Origin of the sequence: Shewanella oncorhynchi, from assembly GCF_030848765.1 — a bacterium.
GTDB lineage: Bacteria > Pseudomonadota > Gammaproteobacteria > Enterobacterales > Shewanellaceae > Shewanella > Shewanella oncorhynchi.
Genome location: NZ_CP132914.1, coordinates 4,154,295 through 4,172,535, shown reverse-complemented (window position 1 = coordinate 4,172,535; position 18,241 = coordinate 4,154,295). Strand labels below are relative to the sequence as shown.

General features: G+C 43.4%; 17 protein-coding genes and 2 pseudogenes. 9 read left to right on the top strand and 10 right to left on the bottom strand.

Going from position 1 to position 18,241, the window contains the following annotated elements; translation table 11 throughout:
- Positions 1-242: 242 nt before the first annotated feature.
- Positions 243-383, bottom strand: coding sequence for a hypothetical protein (locus tag RA178_RS18535; RefSeq protein WP_126492743.1), 141 nt, complete (start codon positions 381-383; stop codon positions 243-245).
- Between the two features lie 185 nt (positions 384-568).
- Between RA178_RS18535 and RA178_RS18530 the strand changes: the two are divergent.
- Positions 569-1,546: pseudogene (locus RA178_RS18530) on the top strand (transposase).
- A gap of 315 nt (positions 1,547-1,861) precedes the next feature.
- Here RA178_RS18530 and RA178_RS18525 read toward each other — a convergent pair.
- On the bottom strand, positions 1,862-2,548 hold the full coding sequence (locus RA178_RS18525; RefSeq protein ID WP_306683270.1) for a hypothetical protein: 687 nt from the start codon (positions 2,546-2,548) through the stop codon (positions 1,862-1,864).
- Positions 2,549-2,866: 318 nt separating this feature from the next.
- On the opposite strand from RA178_RS18525, the gene RA178_RS18520 reads away from it, so the two are divergent.
- Entirely contained in the window at positions 2,867-3,682 is an 816-nt protein-coding gene (locus RA178_RS18520; RefSeq protein ID WP_306683268.1) for a substrate-binding periplasmic protein, read from the top strand.
- Between the two features lie 60 nt (positions 3,683-3,742).
- Here the strand turns inward: RA178_RS18520 and RA178_RS18515 are convergent.
- Positions 3,743-3,811 (bottom strand): annotated as a pseudogene (locus RA178_RS18515) (DUF3297 family protein); the annotation flags it as partial.
- A 269-nt stretch (positions 3,812-4,080) separates the two neighbouring features.
- Between RA178_RS18515 and thrS the strand changes: the two are divergent.
- Positions 4,081-5,277, top strand: a complete 1,197-nt coding sequence (gene thrS, locus RA178_RS18510) for a threonine--tRNA ligase (RefSeq protein WP_306683266.1) — start codon at positions 4,081-4,083, stop codon at positions 5,275-5,277.
- Positions 5,278-5,466: 189 nt separating this feature from the next.
- Here the strand turns inward: thrS and RA178_RS18505 are convergent, their stop codons facing one another.
- The 3 genes from RA178_RS18505 to RA178_RS18495 form a co-directional block, all read right to left on the bottom strand.
- Positions 5,467-5,997, bottom strand: a complete 531-nt coding sequence (locus RA178_RS18505) for an SMI1/KNR4 family protein (RefSeq protein ID WP_263256298.1) — start codon at positions 5,995-5,997, stop codon at positions 5,467-5,469.
- A gap of 388 nt (positions 5,998-6,385) precedes the next feature.
- Positions 6,386-6,631: a DUF3297 family protein gene (locus tag RA178_RS18500; RefSeq protein ID WP_006080205.1), complete on the bottom strand. Its 246-nt coding sequence runs from the start codon at positions 6,629-6,631 to the stop codon at positions 6,386-6,388.
- 137 nt (positions 6,632-6,768) lie between these two features.
- Positions 6,769-7,392 carry a short chain dehydrogenase gene (locus tag RA178_RS18495; RefSeq protein ID WP_131523768.1) on the bottom strand — a complete coding sequence of 208 codons (624 nt, stop codon included), beginning with the start codon at positions 7,390-7,392 and terminating at the stop codon, positions 6,769-6,771.
- Between the two features lie 99 nt (positions 7,393-7,491).
- On the opposite strand from RA178_RS18495, the gene RA178_RS18490 reads away from it, so the two are divergent.
- Both RA178_RS18490 and RA178_RS18485 read left to right on the top strand, forming a co-directional pair.
- Complete coding sequence (locus RA178_RS18490; RefSeq protein ID WP_306683248.1) at positions 7,492-8,376, top strand: LysR family transcriptional regulator; 885 nt, start codon at positions 7,492-7,494, stop codon at positions 8,374-8,376.
- Between the two features lie 166 nt (positions 8,377-8,542).
- Positions 8,543-8,944, top strand: a complete 402-nt coding sequence (locus RA178_RS18485; RefSeq protein WP_306683247.1) for a ribosome recycling factor family protein — start codon at positions 8,543-8,545, stop codon at positions 8,942-8,944.
- A gap of 31 nt (positions 8,945-8,975) precedes the next feature.
- On the opposite strand, the gene RA178_RS18480 is transcribed toward RA178_RS18485, so the two are convergent.
- Together RA178_RS18480 and RA178_RS18475 are read right to left on the bottom strand one after the other, a co-directional pair.
- On the bottom strand, positions 8,976-9,155 hold the full coding sequence (locus RA178_RS18480) for a DUF6435 family protein (protein WP_198571902.1): 180 nt from the start codon (positions 9,153-9,155) through the stop codon (positions 8,976-8,978).
- A gap of 206 nt (positions 9,156-9,361) precedes the next feature.
- A complete protein-coding gene (locus RA178_RS18475) occupies positions 9,362-11,026 on the bottom strand; it encodes a methyl-accepting chemotaxis protein (protein WP_105250188.1) in 1,665 nt (554 codons plus the stop codon).
- A gap of 284 nt (positions 11,027-11,310) precedes the next feature.
- Here RA178_RS18475 and RA178_RS18470 point away from each other — a divergent pair, with 284 nt between their 5' ends.
- Positions 11,311-11,541 (top strand): hypothetical protein, encoded by a 231-nt coding sequence (locus RA178_RS18470; RefSeq protein ID WP_263169463.1) that lies wholly within the window; start codon positions 11,311-11,313, stop codon positions 11,539-11,541.
- A 258-nt stretch (positions 11,542-11,799) separates the two neighbouring features.
- Positions 11,800-13,989 carry an OsmC domain/YcaO domain-containing protein gene (locus tag RA178_RS18465; RefSeq protein WP_306683245.1) on the top strand — a complete coding sequence of 730 codons (2,190 nt, stop codon included), beginning with the start codon at positions 11,800-11,802 and terminating at the stop codon, positions 13,987-13,989.
- A gap of 160 nt (positions 13,990-14,149) precedes the next feature.
- Here the strand turns inward: RA178_RS18465 and RA178_RS18460 are convergent, their stop codons facing one another.
- The gene (locus tag RA178_RS18460) at positions 14,150-15,058 is read right to left on the bottom strand and encodes a GGDEF domain-containing protein (protein WP_105250186.1); all 909 of its coding nucleotides are present in this window, start codon (positions 15,056-15,058) and stop codon (positions 14,150-14,152) included.
- A gap of 398 nt (positions 15,059-15,456) precedes the next feature.
- Between RA178_RS18460 and RA178_RS18455 the strand changes: the two genes are divergently transcribed.
- A complete protein-coding gene (locus RA178_RS18455; protein WP_306683244.1) occupies positions 15,457-15,927 on the top strand; it encodes a cupin domain-containing protein in 471 nt (156 codons plus the stop codon).
- Positions 15,928-16,144: 217 nt separating this feature from the next.
- Positions 16,145-16,924 (top strand): prolipoprotein diacylglyceryl transferase, encoded by a 780-nt coding sequence (gene lgt, locus RA178_RS18450; protein WP_306685427.1) that lies wholly within the window; start codon positions 16,145-16,147, stop codon positions 16,922-16,924.
- A gap of 83 nt (positions 16,925-17,007) precedes the next feature.
- On the opposite strand, the gene RA178_RS18445 is transcribed toward lgt, so the two are convergent.
- Positions 17,008-17,925, bottom strand: a complete 918-nt coding sequence (locus RA178_RS18445; protein WP_306683242.1) for an alpha/beta hydrolase — start codon at positions 17,923-17,925, stop codon at positions 17,008-17,010.
- Between the last annotated feature and the right edge of the window lie 316 nt (positions 17,926-18,241).

Genomic DNA, 18,241 nt, shown 5'->3' with positions numbered 1-18,241 from the left:
TTTCGATGTCCTTTCTAAGGTTTTTATATGCACGGCAATCACTTGGAGTTACGGGTACTGTAATGCGTTTACCTGATTTTGAAAATAAGCGACTATGTTTTTTGCCTTTAGAAAATACCCAATGATGTTTTTTATGACCCACGCAATGTAATTTTGAATATCTTTATCGTTGCTAATGCGCTTCATATAGCTTTCCTTTTAAAGGGGATAGTGCGCTCTCCCCTGAGGTTTGTTAATCCTGCTTACTGACCATTTTTCTCTGCTGCACGTTGAGCACGTCCAACAAAATGATCTTTAGGAATTTGCCCCCCTTGTTTTTTGGCATTAGCACTTTGGATACGTGCTGCATCGTCTTTGGTCATAGGTGTTTTTTGATTAGACATAGGATTTCCTTTCTGTCTGTTAAGTGGAGATTCGATATTAGGAAATGAATGTCTCTAGGTAAGCAGGGTGATTGGAGAGAAAATTTTTGATTGATTTATTTGAGTAAATCGTGCCACCCACTTTAAATCGCGTGTTTTTGGGTCATCTACTAGACTCAATAAAGTATTTATGTGGAGAGCATGTTATGCCGCGCCCTAGAAGAACTCAGGTTAGTGTTGAAGATACTCCCTATTACCATTGCTGTAGCCGTGTTGTTCGGCGTGCATTTTTATGTGGAGATGATGCCTATTTAGGGAGAAACTATGACCATCGCCGTGGTTGGGTTGAGTCACTACTGTTTGAACTTGACGCAGTTTTTGCCATTGATGTGGCGGCCTTTGCGGTGATGTCGAATCATCTGCATGTGGTGCTGCGGGTGGATATCGACAGTGCTAATCGTTGGACTGACCGCGAAGTGCTTGAGCAGTGGCATAAGCTGTTTAAAGGTGATGACTTAACGCAAAAATTCGCCAAAGGTGAGTTAGTTGAAGCTCACGAGGTCAACAGATGAAGGCATTCAATCGCAATTTACCTCAGCCGATTATGCGATATTTCATGGTTTATGCGCTGCCTTAATGAACCGATAGCAAGACAAGCAAATCAAGAAGATAACTGTACTGGTCGTTTTTGGGAAGGACGCTTTAAATCCCAAGCCTTACTTGATGAAGCCGCTGTGTTAACCTGTATGGCCTACGTTGATTTGAATCCGATTAGAGCCCAAATAGCGGATACGCCAGAACAATCCGACTATACCAGTATTCAGCTGTGCATTCGGGCCGTATTAAAAGGTGAACAACCTAAAAATCTACAGCCTTTTATCGGTAATGAGCGCGAGAACCAGCCCAATGGCATTGCGTTTTCCTTAACGGATTATCTCGAATTAGTGGATGATACAGGCCGAATCATCTGCAATGATAAACGTGGGGCAATAAGTGAAAATAGCACTAAGTTACTGACAAGATTAAATATCCCCAAAGATAATTGGCTTAAGCTCACTACCGAGTTTGGCAGGTTATTTCATGGCCCAGTGGGAACGCTGCAAGAACTGACCGAATACTGCGAGCACTTAGAAAAGCGACGACGGCATTTTGCGACAAGCTGTCAGCACTTCAGCATCAACTGATAGCTACTTGATATCACTCCAATAGGAATCACCTTCCAAGCGCAATGGGATGATTTTCCATGTCTGAAATACGCCATTTTTGAACGAATTAGCTCAATTTATTATCTCAGATGCACTTCTTGACACGTTTGATGGCTCTCGTTTAAGCAATTTTAGCCAGTGCAGACGTAGGCAGCCACAAGTAGGTTATGTTGTTGATTTATTATGGATGGCTATTTATTTTAATTTGGGTTGGTTGGTATAAGGTTTTGTTTTATAGGTCTAATATTCACTTACCCTATAAGTTACGCTTTTAAATTGATTGAGATAAAGATTCTAAGGTGAGACGATTTTTATATTCCCAATAATCGACAGTGTAAAATCTGTATAGGTAGGTGTAAATCTTGTTGGATTGCCTACAACAGGAACTAATACCCCGGTGACGACGGATGTGGCAACAGCTATTCCAGTTGGATCTATTAGCGGGCCTTTGAATTTTACATTTGACTCAGTAAAGCTCATACCCGTGAACTCTGGAGTGGTATGAATAATGATATATTTTGTATCTTTTGGTAACGTAAAATGGTTTCGAAGGACGTTATCATTAAATTCAAATTCGTATCTTGGTTTGACAAGTGACATATATTTTTTTTGATTGTCAAAGACTGTGATTACCGGGTAGAACAAATAAAGTTCGCCTGTCTTCGTTGATGTAACATAGCTTTCAATGACTAGGTGATTATCATTGATGGGGACTGTTATAACCTTAGCTAACGAGCTGTAAGAACCAAAGTTAATAAAAGTTCTATGATTAGGCGTGAATTGAATTAATTTGTTTTTTAACTTTTCTGTTTCGTCAGCATCATTAAGTAATGTAACATCATTTATCGATATTTTATTGGTTAAACTTAAAGCCTGCTCAACTTCAATTAAAGATACTTTAGAGTTTACCCGTTTATTTACTTGGCAAGCCGAGACTAATAACGTAACTGTTAGAAAGATGATTGTATGATGTATATTCATATTCGAACTCTCTATAATTCGTTTAATTCCAAGTCCCGATTATTCATTTATTTCAAGTTAGGTTACTAAAAGTAAGTAGAGTCTAGGCGAAAAAGATAGAGGTTTCAGATACTCAATTTACTCATCCCTAAATGGCGTGCTCGATGATTGAGTTCGAGTTTGCCCTGCATTTTCCTGAGTGATCACACTTTAACCCGCTCTATACGGTTTAATCAATGATGTTTATCACAATTACAGGCTGGGTCTATGTTTTATGCACTTTAGTTTTCGATTTTTTGAGTTATGCTAAATGCAACATATAAATTTGCGGGTATCTCTATGTATTTTAAAAGTATCTTTGTTTCGTTGCCTTCTGTCTACGCAATTTTGTGTGTGCTTGGTTGTGGTTTTTTCGCGGGCATCATTGTCGCCGCTGAGCTGCAATCGGCTACTTTTTCTAACGTGTTGCGTGCCGATTTTCGGCATCGTCCTCCTGAGATGGTGCTTGATGAGCGAACTAATACTATGACGAGTCCGTTAAAGGATATTCTTGAGGAAGCGGCGGCTAAGGTCGGTTATCGCGTCGAATGGAGCGCGCGTCCTTTTGCTCGCAGCATTCATGAGTTGCGGGTAGGCACGGTCGACATTGTGCCGCGCACGATACGAGACGAAGAGCGAGAGGCATTTGTACGGTTTCTTGGTCCTATCGGCACTCAGACTCGCGATATTTTGTTTCTCGTAAAAGCCGGCGAGGAAGGACGGATTAAGTCCTATGAGGATTTGTATCAGGTTACTGTAGGGGTTAAACGGGGCACAGTTTATTTTGAGCGTTTTAATACGGATCCCGCGCTACGTAAAATTGAGTCTACCGATGATGAAAACATGGCTCGCATGTTTATCATGGGGCGTTTCGACACTATGGTGGTGCTCGATCGTGCCGCCATTGAGAATGCCTTCAAGCATCTCGGTTACGATCGTTTTAGCTATGCCGATTACCGTCAGTCGAATCGGATCGAACATTATTTTGGTATGTCCCGTAACTCTACCCATGCTGCTATTTTCGATGAACTTAATCGGGCGCTGCTTGATATGGCTGCATCGGGCCGTGTAAAACAGATTTACCAGGCCTATGGTTTAGCCGCAGAAGTAGAATAGGCAAACAAAACGGCCAATATTAATTGGCCGTTGTTATGATCCAGCTCTTTGCGCTAAAGCTTAACGATAAAAGGCTTCAACTGTGCCTTTTACTGTGAGCAAAAGAGGTTGGCCGCGACGGTCTAATAATTCATTATGGATGGCCATTTATTTTGTTTTTATTTTGTCTGCCATTTATTTTTTTTATAAACAAAATGCTTGCTGCGATAGGGATGATTTGTTATTACTGGCGCATGAAAAAAATATACGTAAGCGCAATTAACACCACCACTACCACCACGAGAATTCTCGGGGGGTAGTTTTTTGCGTCTTTAAAAAAACCCTCTGAGCGAAATCGCCAGAGGGTTTTTTTATACCTTGGTTTTGTATTTCGCTCAGATTTTACTTAGGAGAGAATGATGAAAACACATCGCGAAATTGCAGAACAACTTGACCTATTTCACTCTGAACCACAGGCGCCGGGTATGATTTTTTGGCACCCGAATGGCTGGGCGTTATTCCGAGACATTCAAGAGCACATGAGGCGCGTGTATCGCCGAAATGGTTTTGAGGAAGTGAACACGCCTGTTTTTATGAAGAAGGAGTTATGGCAAACGTCTGGGCATATGGACATGTTTGCAGAGAACATGTTTTTCGGTGGCGGAAAGGAAAACATGGATGAATATGTGTTAAAACCTATGTCTTGTCCTGCCCATATTTTGCTGTTTAAGCGCGGGGTACATAGCCATAGAGATTTGCCACTGCGACTATTTGAGTTTGGCTTAGTGCACCGTAATGAATCCTCAGGCTCGTTAAATGGTTGCCTGCGCGCACGCCAGTTCACTCAGGATGATGCCCATGTTTTTTGCTGTTGGTCTCAGGCAGAGGAGGAGATACGTGGTTTTCTCCAGCGTGCAAAGCAGGTTTATGGTGATTACGGCTACCATAATTTAGACGTAAAAATATCGACTAAACCTGAGAAGGCATTAGGCAGCGATGAACAATGGTGCCGAGCACAAAAGCTACTGGATTCAGCCTGTCAGATTGAGGGCTTTGATGCCGAGTATCAAGCTGGCGAAGGGGCTTTTTATGGTCCCAAAATTGAATTGTCACTGACAGATTCTATGGGAAGACGCTGGCAGTGTGGCACTATCCAGTTTGATTTCAATTTGCCTGAAAGATTCGATGTTCACTACACAAATGAGCAAGGTGAATTCGAACGGCCAGTGATTATGCACCAAGCTATGTATGGTTCTATCGAGCGTTGGTTGGGGATTCTCTTGGAAGTCTCACAGGGTAACCTGCCGGATTGGTTGCATCCCGTGCCTGTTGCTATCGCTTCAGTGAATGAGTCAAACAGCCAATTTGTCCGTCAGTTAGCCGCACTATGTTTAGCACGAGACATGCGAGTGTTGATTGATATCAGTCAAAACTCAGTTGCCCGCAAAATGAAACGTTTTCACAAGCAAAAAGTGCCTTATATCTTAACGGTTGGGGATAAGGAGGAGGCTGAAAATAGGGTTTCAGTTAAGTGCCGCAAAGACGGTGTTATGACACACATCCCTCTTTTTGAATTAGCTGACTACCTCGCGGATAAACTAGAATGCAAGCTATAACGTAAGGAAGACTGTGTTTGTTATCTAAGGCTAGCTAGGGTTCCCACGGCTAGCCTTTACTCATTTTATGATCCCGCTCTTTGCGCTAAAGCTTAACGATAAAAGGCTTCAACTGTGCCTTTTACTGCGAGTAGCAGTGGTTGGCCGTGGCGGTCCATGATTTATTGCGGATGACCATTTATTTTTTGTTTAAATTTTTTCAAAGGTAACATTTTTAGGAGGGAAACTATTAGGTAATGATCCTGATCTTATTTTTCTTAACAATAAACCAGTCAATAGAGAGGTTATATTTTCATCAAAATATTCTACATCTGGCGATCTAGATGCGATTATTGCAGTGCCCCATGTCTCACTGTCTTTTAGATCGGAAACAACCCAAAATATGCAATCACCATTATCCGTTACGCCTATTGGTAAAAGGCCATTAATTTCTGGATAGAGGTTATATTTAAAATACTCTGGGTCTTCATTATTAAGGTAATTGAAATCCTCAATGATTGATTTCTTCTGCTCAAAAAAATCAAGGTCACAATTCGTAGTAAATGGATTGAATATCGCTATAAAATCGGCAATTCTTCCTGTGCCATAACGATTAATAAACGCAATGTAATCCCGGGGAAAACTAAGACCTTCATCTATAGAAGGCCAAACGTTACCAATCCCAGATTCATTAGGGATGTTAGGGGGAACTAAAATGCTATTTAATACAGATAGGGTCATGATCTACATTCCACGAGGATTAAGAAGAGTAATGCTTTCAAAGAAACCACCACTACCTTGAGCATTCACTGTTATACCTGCCGGTATTCTGGAAGGACCTTTATATATTGGAGTTACCGAGACATCAACTATTTCTCCTCTCTCTCTAACGCTTTTCTCTAGCGAATCCCCAAATAAACTTAATGATATTCAAATAAGTAGGCATGCATAATGCTATTTGCTTTAATCCATTTCGCCAAAAACCGACTAGATAGCTGTTCCGAATAGTCGTTCACTTCACTGGTGCAGTTTCAGCAAGTAGTATTGAATTAGTATCATTTGCTGCTGGGCAAACAAAAACGGCCAATTAGATTGGCCGTTTTTATGATCCAGCTCTTTGCACTAAAGCTTAACGATAAAAGGCTTCAACTGTGCCTTTTACTGTGAGCAAAAGAGGTTGGCCGCGACGGTCTAAGGATTTGCTTGGTACTTTTACCCAACCTTCACTGATGCAATATTCTTCGACATCAAAACGCTCTTTGCCGTTGAGCTTAATACCGATATCGTGCTCGAAAATTTCTGCCACATGGTGTGGGCTGCGTGGGTTAACGGAAAGGCGATCCGGTAAAGCAGGTAATGATGTTGTGTCGGTCATGGTCGTGATCTGTCGTTGTCTATAGTGAAAAAGCGTGCGCTATTGTAGGCAATCCCAGCGCAACGCTCAAGACTTTAACAGTGACTGATTACGCGCCTTGCGTTACAAGGTTAGGTTGTCCTGTTAGGACACTGCTGTTAAGACACTGTGCCGCAGCTGGAAAAGGCTTTCAGCACTCGGCCGTTTTCTCTGCCCATGACTGAGCGCAAATAAACCTTGGCTAATGTGTCGGCATTGATTGCACTAAAACCGGGGAAATAGTCCTGATAGCTCGCTAACGACTCGCTTAATACCGTTGGGCTGACAATGTTTATCCGCTGCTGCGCAGGTAATTCACCCGCGACGGCGGTAACAAAATGCTCAAGTGCGCCATTGATTGTGGCGGCACTGATGCCATCTTTTACTGGGACATCGGCAATAATGCCACTGGTCAGTGTAAAACTGCCCCCAGCATTGAGGTATTGGCTACCTATTTGCACTAACTGTATTTGCCCCAATAACTTACTTTGGAGCCCTGTGTACCAGTCTGCTTGGGTCATAGCGTTGAAGGGTTTAAACACGACATCACCCATGGCCGAAATCATTGCATCGACTTTACCGATTTTTTCTAGCCCTTGATGGAGTGAATGTTCATCCCGAATGTCTATCAGGACATCCCCCGTTGTTCGCCCTACCTGAATAACTTCATGCTGAGTTGAATGAAATAAGCGGACTATGGCTTGTCCGATTGTGCCTGATGCACCCACTACGACTATTTTCATGACATGCTCCTAAATTGAATACGAATTAAGGATAGTCTGGTTAATTAAATAGAAAAAGCGCATATAATCACCACATTGTTTCGTTAATAGGTTTAATTGATGAATCTCACTCATCTGCAGTCATTTATGCTGGTTGCCAAAATGCACAGTTTTAGCGCTGCGTCTGAACAACTCGGGGCTTCTAAAGGTTTAGTATCGCGCCATGTTAAATCCCTTGAAGATGAAATGGGTTGTCAATTACTCCACCGAACCACTCGGCGAGTATCAATGACCGAAGCAGGGCATGCGTTATATGGTAAAGCCTGCGAAATCGAGAGGCTGGCCAATGAAGCTGGACGTTTAGTGCAGGATTTAACGCAGGACTCCTGTGGCACTTTAAAATTCACCGCTCCAACGGAACTGGGCAAAAAATTGCTGAGTCCTATGCTGCTTCAGTTTATTGCTGAGTATCCTCAAGTGAAACTCGAACTGTGTTTTGAGCAGAATATTCAAGATGTTGAGTTCGGCAAGTTTGATCTCGCCTTAAGAACAAGCATTGCGCACAGCGATAATCTGGTCGCCAGATATCTTGGCAGAATTCGCCATGTCTTAGTGGTTGCGCCCGCACATCCCGCCGCAGAGGTTCGTCACCCTGATGATTTACGCCATTATCGTCTATTGTCTTCGGGCGAAACACAGTGGGTGTTTGAACCGCTCGCAGGGGACAGTCTCACGCTCACTTTTGAGCCTGCACTGTGCAGTTCAAACTATGCCACTACACATCTTCTTACTTTGAGTGGTACAGGTATCGCTAGCCTGCCTTATTATTTGGTAGAGGAGGATATCGTTCAGCACAAACTCACTTTGCTTGTTCCCCAATGGCAATGTTATCCACATGAGTTGTATATGGTTTATGCCAAGCAGAGCCATTACCCAAAGAAGCTGCGCGATTTACAACATAAGCTACAAACTTGGTGTGAAACTCACTCAAAATATGTGGGTTAATGAGTCAAAGCGTCATCGCATCAAATCTTATCCGGCAGAGGGCGGAGCTTTTAGAATAAAGTGAGGCAGAGTACACTGCCGCGCATTGAATTTTTGTATTTGAATCTAAAGTCGAGCAGGCTTTTACCCATGCAGGCATAAAAAGAGCGGCGATTAACCAAGCGTTATGAACGACGACATTAGTATCTCGCTGCCCTCGCTGATTCATCGAATTGGACGGGAGGCGGTTAAACAAGCTCAAGCGATTGCAGCCCAATATGATTGCGAGCTTAAGCGTGTGCGGCGTTCAAGGAATTGGTGCATTGTTGGCGCGGCGATCAAGATCCAATCCTGCACCGCTCGTTTACAAGCCGAGCAGCTAGTGATGGTAGATGGAGCATTTCGTTATCTTATTCAAAAGCTTGAGTCAGCCTTGCTGCAACATGCGGACAAACTTGAACCATTAGACGCTAAGCTGATTCGGCTTATCACAGACAACCCTGTGATTACCTTAGGTGAGTTGATGCAATTGACTCAATGCACAGTCACAGAGGCCAGATTGGCACGTTTTCAAGCTGACTCTTGGTAGTTTGTCTGCTGAGTGTTTTTGCTTTGAAGGTTTATTTATGGTTTGTTGTTTCTAACACTTTTATTTGATTTTCAATTTGCTCGGCTTCAGCGGTCAGCATTGAGTAGGATCTAATATCGCCTTTTCTCTGGGCATGCATAGCTTGTTCAAGCTTGGCGTTATATTGCTGAGTTAATTTTTTTAAGGGATTTTTCTTAAATATTGAGAACATGGCCATTTCTATTGGATTGGGTATTTGGACTTATATACGTAGGCAATGGGATTTAAGTTTTACTTTTTGAAATTAAAAAATCCCACAATCTCACAATCCTCAATTCCACAGCCATCGGCCTCAGTAAGGCTGAGACCTTATCTTACATTTGCAGCAAACTAATGGGTTGCTATGTCTTATTTAGCTTACAACCCATTGAAAATATTTTAAATCTTAAACTGACCGACGAGCTTACCTAAGTTAATACCTTCCTGTGACACGGTCTGGCTGACTCTGGCAGCATCTTCGCTGGAATGGAGTAACTCATTCACTATCTCTTGGATGGCGAACACATTACGGTTGATTTCTTCGGTTACAGAGCTTTGTTCCGTGGCCGCCGTCGCAATTTGGGTGCTCATGTCGTTAATTGCCGTGACCGCCGATGTCACTGAGCCTAGGCTTTCAGAAATTGCACGGGAAGAGTCTACCGAGCGCACGCAGCTTTGCTGACTTTCTTCCATCGTTTTTACTGCCAGTGCGACAAGCTTGTGCAGTTCAGTTAGCATCTCATTGATTTCCAAAGTGCTTGATTGCGTTCTGCTCGCTAAGTTACGCACTTCATCGGCCACCACGGCAAAGCCTCGGCCCTGTTCTCCGGCGCGGGCCGCTTCGATGGCGGCATTTAATGCTAATAGGTTAGTTTGCTCAGCAATACCGCCAATCACTGATAGCACGTTGTTGATTTTTTTAGACTGTTCGCTCAAGGATTGAATACTGCCCGCCGCATTGTTGATTTGCGCCATGAGTGCCGAAATTTCTTCTAAAGAAGCATCGACGCAGCGCTGGGCATTGGCTACATCGCCAGTGGCGGCGTGAGTCGCTTCAGCCACTTGCGTGGTATTTTGCGCTACTTCGCTGGCGGTGGCTGACATTTCAGTGATGGCGGTAACCACTTGATCAGTTTCATTGTTATGGCTGATGAGTTGGCTCGACATGACTTTGGTTTGATCGTGAATCGCGTTGGCGGCGGTTTTAACTTTAGCCGTCGCGTTTGCCACATCGCCTATGATGGTTTGGAGTTTATCGACAAACAGGTTAAAGGATTGGCCTAGTTGTGCAATTTCATCTTCACCTTTCACAATAAGACGTTTGGTTAAATCGCCTTCACCTTTAGCGATATCGTTTAAGTTATTCGCCATATTTTTAATTGGTGCGACCATACGTTGGGCGGTGATCAGAATAACAACGGTAGTAATCGCGGCGAGTAACAGCGCAATTAACAGAATGGCATAGGATTTTTCGATCATCTGCTCAGTGACCGTCGCACGATAATCCTCAACGACAGTGTCGATATCATCGATATAGACTCCCGTGCCTAGCATCCAGTCAGTGCCAGGGATCATCATGGAGTAACCGATTTTTTCAATTTGCTCATTGGTATTGGGTTTTTGAAAGTAGAACGAGAAGTTACCGTCCCCTTTTTTAGCGGCATCGAGTAAACCGACAATGATTTTAGTGCCGCGGGGATCTGTCATATCAATTTTATTTTGCCCTTCGAGGTTGGGCATGACGGCATGGAACAGGTTTTTACCTTGGGAGTCGTAAATAAAGAAGTAACCAGAACTGCCAAAACGGATATCACGGAGTGCTTGGTTTACATTGCCATTTTCTTTTAAAGACAACTGATACTGCACTATTCCTGCGGCAATTTCAGTGGCTTCTTTTATTTGTGTTTTACGTTCACCGATGAGCTTAGTTCTAAAGGTCGTCACTTCATCAGCAAGGGCGTCTTTTTCGACATAGTAAGAAACTGTCATGAGTACGAACAAAGTAAAAATTAAAGGGAATAACGACAACAGCAGTAATTTATTACGTAGGCTGAAATTAGACATGCTTGACGACTCCATGATGAACATCTCTTTTATTGCAGGGCAGTATAGCTAATTTCCCGCATTCTTAAGTGTTTAAGTTAACAAAAATGTAATGGAAATCGATAAAATGCGCGCTGTTGATTTATTCCAAAATCGTTAACTATGCTGTGAATCTAGGCCTTTCTTTTGATCTTTATCAACACTATACGGGCCCAATGAGTTCACTATATTAGCTAAAATTGATGCAAAATTAGCTAGAGCTGGTGCAGCCGGTGCAGATAGTGGCAAATAGTAAGGGCAGGGTTGTGACAAATGAAAAGTTGATCCTAACGCTGAAAATCTGCATTAGTGTGGGTATTTGTCTTATTGCGCTGGGCATCTACTTGCATAACTTTAATGAAACTGTTGAGGCGATGGGCGTGCAAGGGATTATTCTCAGTGCCATGTGTGTTGCCTTTGGCATGGCCTTGTCATTACCGACTAAGATGTATTTAACCTTCCTGTTGGTTAAGCGCGAAACTGAAAAACATCCATAATGTGTTTTTGCACAGAGTGTTACTCTGCGACTCATTGGTTTCCTCGCCTTCTTGATACTCAATCTAAGTACTCGCTTAACCCTGCTATTCAACCCACCAAGCTCAGCCGCAAATGGCCTGATTATGGTTTTTAACATAATTAACCCAAGACTAATGGGCCAAAAACACCGATAATTCCCCCTTAATGACTCATTACCAATGACGCGACTTGGTCGATGGGCTGCTACAGACTCGCATATTTAGTGGAAATCATATTCAATGGAAATCAAAGTTAATTTTCTCGACAATCTTAGACTTGAAGCCAAGTTTGATGATTTTACCGTGACCGCCGATCAGCCAATCCGCTACAAAGGTGATGGTTCTGCCCCTAGTCCGTTTGACTATTTCTTAGCGTCGTCAGCCCTGTGTGCGGCCTATTTCGTGAAGGTATATTGCAAAGCCCGTGATATTCCAACGGATAACATTAGACTGTCGCAGAACAATATTGTCGATCCAGAAGATCGCTACAACCAGATTTTCCAAATTCAAGTTGAGTTACCCGATGATATTTCGGAGAAAGATCGCGAAGGTATTTTGCGCTCGATTGACCGTTGTACGGTTAAAAAAGTGGTGCAAACGGGCCCAGAATTTAAAATTGAAACCGTTGAGAACCTAGATTCAGACGCCAATGCCATGTTGATGGGCCAGCCTAGTGGGGCATCGAGCACCTTTATTCTGGGGAAAGATCTGCCGCTGGAGCAAACCATTGCCAATATGACGGGCATGCTCGCCGATCTTGGAATGAAGATAGAGATCTCATCATGGCGCAATATCGTGCCGAACGTGTGGTCACTGCACATTCGTGATGCGGCTTCGCCAATGTGTTTCACCAATGGTAAAGGTGCGACCAAAGAAAGCGCGCTGTGCTCGGCACTCGGCGAGTTTATTGAGCGGTTAAATAATAACTTTTTCTATAATGATCAATTCTTTGGGACTGAAATCGCCAATAGCGAATTTGTGCATTATCCCAATGAAAAGTGGTTTGTGTTAGAGGACGATGATGCGCTGCCAGCGGGTATTCTCGATGACTATTGTTTAGAGATTTATAACCCAGATGACGAGCTGTGCGGTTCGCACTTGATTGATACTAACTCAGGTAATATTAAGCGCGGTATCTGTGCGATTCCTTACACCCGTAAATCTGACGGTGAAACGGTTTACTTCCCGTCGAACCTGATTGAAAACCTGTTCTTAAGCAATGGTATGAGTGCGGGTAATAACCTGCAAGAAGCGCATGTGCAGTGCTTGTCAGAGATTTTTGAGCGTGCTGTAAAACGCCAAATCATTGAGCAAGAAATTGTCCTGCCCGATGTGCCTATGTCTGTACTAGAAAAGTACCCAAGCATCCTCGCGGGCATTAACGGCTTAGAAGATCAAGGCTTCCCGGTAGTGGTCAAAGATGCCTCACTCGGCGGCCAGTTCCCTGTGATGTGCGTCACCCTGATGAACCCGAAAACTGGCGGCGTATTTGCCTCCTTTGGCGCGCACCCAAGCTTTGAAGTGGCGTTAGAGCGTAGCTTAACTGAATTGCTGCAAGGCCGTAGCTTTGAAGGCTTAAATGATGTGCCAAAACCGACCTTTAACAGCATGGCGGTTAGCGAGCCAGAAAACTTTGTTGAGCACTTTATTGATTCAACAGGAGTGATTTCATGGCGCTTCTTTAGCAGTAAATTTGATTATGAATTCTGCGAATGGGATTTTTCTGGCACCAGCGAAGAAGAAGCTGACGGCCTGTTTGGGATCTTAGAAGCGTTAGGTAAAGAGGTGTATATCGCTGAGTTTACCGATTTAGGCGCATCGGCGTGCCGTATTTTAGTACCTGATTATTCGGAGATTTATCCAGTTGATGATTTGATTTGGGATAACACCAACAAGGCGCTGGCATACCGTGAAGATATCCTAAATCTGCATTCGTTAAGCACTAAGCAATTGGCTAATTTGGTCAACCGTTTAGAAGAAAGTCAACTCGATAACTACACGGATATTCGCACCTTAATCGGCATTGTATTTGATGAAAATACTGTGTGGGGAAAACTGACGATTATTGAGCTTAAGATCCTGATTTATTTGGCACTCGGTGCACACGAAGACGCGATTGAGCTGGTCGGTGAGTTCCTACAGTTTAACGACAATACCGTTAAACGTGGCCTGTTCTACCAAGCCATGAATGCTGTGCTGGAAGTGACCTTAGATGAAGAGTTAGAACTTGATGATTTTATCCATAACTTCAACCGTATGTTCGGTAAAGAAGTGATGGACAACGTCGTTGGCTCAGTCACAGGAAAAGTGCGTTTTTATGGCTTAACTAAGACCAGCATGCAGCTCGAAGGTATTGAGCCGCATTTAAGATTGATTGAAAGCTATAAGAAGTTGCATCAAGCCCGTAAAGCTGCGAAAGACCTGAATTAATTCTGTTAGTTGGCATTAGCTTAATGTGTTTAAAAGCGAACCTTTTGGTTCGCTTTTTTGTTTGTTGCTCTTTTGATTCGCGCTTCTTATGAGCACTTGTGGCTATCACTTATTAAGGGCGCTTGTTATTGCTATGTGTTGTTTGAAATGTTCAGCCCGCTTAGGCTGTATTTGATATAACTCGATTTTTACCGTTACGTTTAGCTTGATACAAGGCGGCATCGGCCCGCTTAAGCGTTTCTTCATAGGACTTATCCAATGGTTCGATAGAGGCGACTCCAATGCTTACGGTGGCAAACAAGCCATTGACCGCATATTTTTGCAGTTCAGTGTAAAAGCAATCGCAGAGGTATTCTGCAAATTCAACCGCTTGCGAATGCTCTACCCCAGGTAGGGCAATCACAAATTCATCGCCACCAAAACGATACGCGCTATCGGTTTTTCTAAATTGAGTTCGGCAGGTTTCGGCAACTGCGATGATGATTTGATCGCCTGCATAGTGACCCAACTGATCATTGATGGACTTTAAGTGGTCTAAATCGAGGATCAAGATTGAGGTGGGAATACGGTGGCGCTGAAATATATCGAATTGGAAGGTTAAATCACGTTCTAAGCGGCGACGGTTATAAAGCCCTGTCAGTTGATCGGTATCGCTGAGCTGACGTAGTTGCAGTTCAAGCTCATGCCGCTTGGAAATATTACTGGCGACCCAAAGCACCACTGGCTCATCATCAACCAGAAAGTCTAGTGCTTGAATGCGTCCCTCAAACCAAATGGGTTGTTCTGGGCCTATATCGGGTAAGCCTTTGACATCTTTATTGCTCAATTCATATTCTTCGATCAGTAATTTTCGGCTGGTTAATGCACTTTCGATAACCTGTAAAAAGTATTTGAGTTTATCAGCCTTTAACACATCGCTAAGATACAAGCCAATTAGACCACTACCATCGTGGTAATAACGGTCATCTTTACCACCGAAGACGGCAATGTATTTACCACTTTTTGACAGAACAAAAGTAGGATCAGGAAGTGCATCAAGGACTAAAGCCATTTCTTCTATTTTGATCATTGATTAAAATCCCTGTGGAAAATCACCCAACCTTAAGTCCGCGTGTCCAAGTTATCATAGATAAACTACTCTTTGGCGCTTTAGCCGCGAATGCATCCTGCGAACTCATTACAATTTAGCCGCTTTTGTGGGTAACAACAAACCCTAACAATATGCCGTACAATTTATTTGTCGTCGCGATTTTACCAAGGCATCAGAGCGTTCGATGGCGCAGAGTTGTATCCCTGTTGAGGCTTAAAACCTAAGCCTTGCGATCGTATCGAGTCAGTCGTGATGTCTTGAACTTTAGCGTTTGTGCTTATGTTCAAAAAGCTTCATTGCGGTATTTAGTGGACAGATGATTTTCGAGTAGAATCTAGGGCCTTAATTGTGGTTTTAATTTTACACAGGGATTTATAATGCATACTGCAGATGATTTTATTGAACATTTAGCGCTAGAGCAGCATGTTGAAGGCGGTTATTACCGCTCATCCTATCGTTCAGAAACGGCATTTGATCAGACTCGGGCATTATGGAGCAGTATCTATTTTTTGCTGCGTACGGGAGAGGTTTCCCATTTCCATCGTCTGACAGCTGATGAAATGTGGTATTTCCATGCGGGGCAATCACTGACGATTTACATGATTGATCCTAATGGGGTGCTAACGACGGCGCAATTGGGGCTTAATTTAGCTACGGGCGAGCGACCACAGTTTTTAGTCCCTAAGGGCTGTATCTTTGGTTCAGCCATGAATCAAGATGGTTTTTCATTAGTGGGCTGTATGGTATCGCCTGGTTTTACCTTTGATGATTTTGAGCTGTTTAACCAACAAACTTTGTTAGCCCAATATCCACAGCATAGTGGCATCATCCAACGTCTGAGCCGTTAGGGGGGGCGCTAAAGTCAGTTAAATTTAGCCAGTTGATTCGTTAAATAGTAACTTGGCTGACATTGCCTCATTCGGCTAAACCAAGGTCGCTCTGAGTCATTAAATTTGACTCAATAGTAAGATATCCCCGCGACAAGGCTTGTCTATTGGCGTTTAACCACGTAAAACATGCTTTTTGGCGTACCTCTATGTACCAAGTGTTATGGAGTAATTGAATTTGGAACACTTAGTGTGGGAGCTCGATCCTGTATTAATCTCGTTTATGGGACTAAAAATACATTGGTATGGAGTCCTGTTTGCTGTTGCTATTACTGCTGGTTTTCAGGTGATGAAGCAGATTTATATCAAGGAAAATCTCGATCTTGAGTCCCTTGATAATTTACTGATTTATTGTGTGGTTGGCATTATTGTGGGCGCGCGTTTGGCCCATTGTATGTTCTACGATCCGACTTATTACTTTGCTCATCCGCTTAAGATCTTGGCGATTTGGGAAGGCGGACTCGCTAGCCATGGTGGTGGTTTAGGCGCGATTCTGGCCTTGTATTATTACCAACGTAAAGTGAAGCTACCCTTCCTGTTTTTGTTGGACAGACTCGCTATCGCCACTGCCATTTTTGGCTTTTTTGTGCGTATGGCAAACTTCGCCAACTCAGAGATTTTAGGCGATCCTACGACTCAACCTTGGGGCATTATATTTGCCCGTGTCGACATGTTGCCAAGACATCCAGCACAGCTCTATGAGGCTTTCGCTTATTTAGCTATCTTTATTGGTCTGTATGCTTTGTATCAATACACGCAGATTAAACAAAGACATGGGGCTATTTTCGGTCTGTTTCTGGTGTCGGTGTTTAGTGCGCGAATTGCGATTGAGTCGATTAAAGTTAGCCAAGCGGCTTACTCTGAAACTTTCTTAAGTGCGGGACAACTTCTGAGCTTACCGTTTTTAGCCGTAGGTATAGTTTTGTTGTTCTTGGCGTATCGAAAGAAAACCGTTTAAATCTGAATATCAAACGATTAAAAAAGGCTTTCTATCTAGATAGAAAGCCTTTTTTATGAATGAATTAATCATCAAGTATGACGTTAGGCTGTCTTCACAATATTACTCACTTGCACCATGGCATCCCGAGCGGAACGGCTCACGCCCGAGAGTTGGAAGAAACCATGGATGACGCCAAGATAACGACGGCAGTGGGCATTTACGCCAGCCTCTAATAGATTCCTAAATAGCTGTTCACCTTCATCGACGAGTGGATCGAATTCGGCGGTGATGATATGGGTTTCTGGTAAGCCTGCTAAGTCATCACGGCGTAGTGGACTGGCTTCTGCATCGGTTCTGGGGTGCCAATCTAAATACAGATCGAAACCTGTTAGCAAGGTATCGCGGGTGATGATGTATTTCTCGCCATTGTCGCTATAGCTTTGGCTCTTCGCGGTGGCATCGAGCATAGGATAGATAAGCACTTGTTTGTGTGGCAACCATTGCCCTTTGGCTTTTAAACGCAGGCAAGTGACTAGGGCTAAATGGCCGCCAGCGCTGTCGCCCATTAGGGTGATATTGGTGCTATCACCGCCCCATTGGTGGCAATGTTGATAGATGACTTCTGCTGCATGGCAGGCATCGTCGTGGGCAGCGGGATAAACATGTTCTGGGGCGAGGCGATAGCGAACGGCGATCACCAGTGCGCCAGAATCATTGGCGAGTTTTCGCAGTTGTTGATTATGGGTTTCAACGCCGCCACTGACAAAACAGCCACCATGGTAGTAAATGACGATAGGTAAATTGTTTGCCGCCGAGGGTTTGAACAGAGTTAATTCTGCGCCATCGATGGAAATAGATCTAACCTCGAACACCTCTTCAGGCTCACCCGCGAGTACAGTGCTGGCGATATAACCTTGCCTACGTTGCTCAATGGTTTGCTCTCGCACCGATGGGCAACCCGCCGCGATAAACTCGCTAACCAATTGTTTAATTCCCTCTTCTAAATAGAGTTGGCTCATTTAATACTCCCTCAATTTTTAGTGCGCTCGGCTGTTCTGCAATGGGCTGAGTTTATCGGCAGCTTAATTGAATTGGTAGCCTAGATTCACACTCAGCCATGAGCTCTATCATGATTGCGGAAATTAACTTTGATATTAACTTAGTAATGAATACGGTTGCAGTCGGCATCTTTTTCACTATTACAGATTGAGTTGTAGTGTGTCTTGTAAGAAAATTACCAACTTAATTGACTGTCAGGCTTAATGCGCTTAAATGTCCGCCTAATTGTGCGTTCGATAGCACTTTGATGTCTATTTGTGAAAGTGGGTTTCAGTC

Excerpts from the sequence above, each read along its gene's own strand:
- RA178_RS18535 (WP_126492743.1), bottom strand. The coding sequence starts at position 383 with ATGTCTAATCAAAAAACACCTATGACCAAAGACGATGCAGCACGTATC.
- RA178_RS18525 (WP_306683270.1), bottom strand. The coding sequence starts at position 2,548 with ATGAATATACATCATACAATCATCTTTCTAACAGTTACGTTATTAGTC.
- RA178_RS18520 (WP_306683268.1), top strand. The coding sequence starts at position 2,867 with ATGTATTTTAAAAGTATCTTTGTTTCGTTGCCTTCTGTCTACGCAATT.
- thrS (WP_306683266.1), top strand. The coding sequence starts at position 4,081 with ATGAAAACACATCGCGAAATTGCAGAACAACTTGACCTATTTCACTCT.
- RA178_RS18505 (WP_263256298.1), bottom strand. The coding sequence starts at position 5,997 with ATGACCCTATCTGTATTAAATAGCATTTTAGTTCCCCCTAACATCCCT.
- RA178_RS18500 (WP_006080205.1), bottom strand. The coding sequence starts at position 6,631 with ATGACCGACACAACATCATTACCTGCTTTACCGGATCGCCTTTCCGTT.
- RA178_RS18495 (WP_131523768.1), bottom strand. The coding sequence starts at position 7,392 with ATGAAAATAGTCGTAGTGGGTGCATCAGGCACAATCGGACAAGCCATA.
- RA178_RS18490 (WP_306683248.1), top strand. The coding sequence starts at position 7,492 with ATGAATCTCACTCATCTGCAGTCATTTATGCTGGTTGCCAAAATGCAC.
- RA178_RS18485 (WP_306683247.1), top strand. The coding sequence starts at position 8,543 with ATGAACGACGACATTAGTATCTCGCTGCCCTCGCTGATTCATCGAATT.
- RA178_RS18480 (WP_198571902.1), bottom strand. The coding sequence starts at position 9,155 with ATGTTCTCAATATTTAAGAAAAATCCCTTAAAAAAATTAACTCAGCAA.
- RA178_RS18475 (WP_105250188.1), bottom strand. The coding sequence starts at position 11,026 with ATGTCTAATTTCAGCCTACGTAATAAATTACTGCTGTTGTCGTTATTC.
- RA178_RS18465 (WP_306683245.1), top strand. The coding sequence starts at position 11,800 with ATGGAAATCAAAGTTAATTTTCTCGACAATCTTAGACTTGAAGCCAAG.
- RA178_RS18460 (WP_105250186.1), bottom strand. The coding sequence starts at position 15,058 with ATGATCAAAATAGAAGAAATGGCTTTAGTCCTTGATGCACTTCCTGAT.
- RA178_RS18455 (WP_306683244.1), top strand. The coding sequence starts at position 15,457 with ATGCATACTGCAGATGATTTTATTGAACATTTAGCGCTAGAGCAGCAT.
- RA178_RS18445 (WP_306683242.1), bottom strand. The coding sequence starts at position 17,925 with ATGAGCCAACTCTATTTAGAAGAGGGAATTAAACAATTGGTTAGCGAG.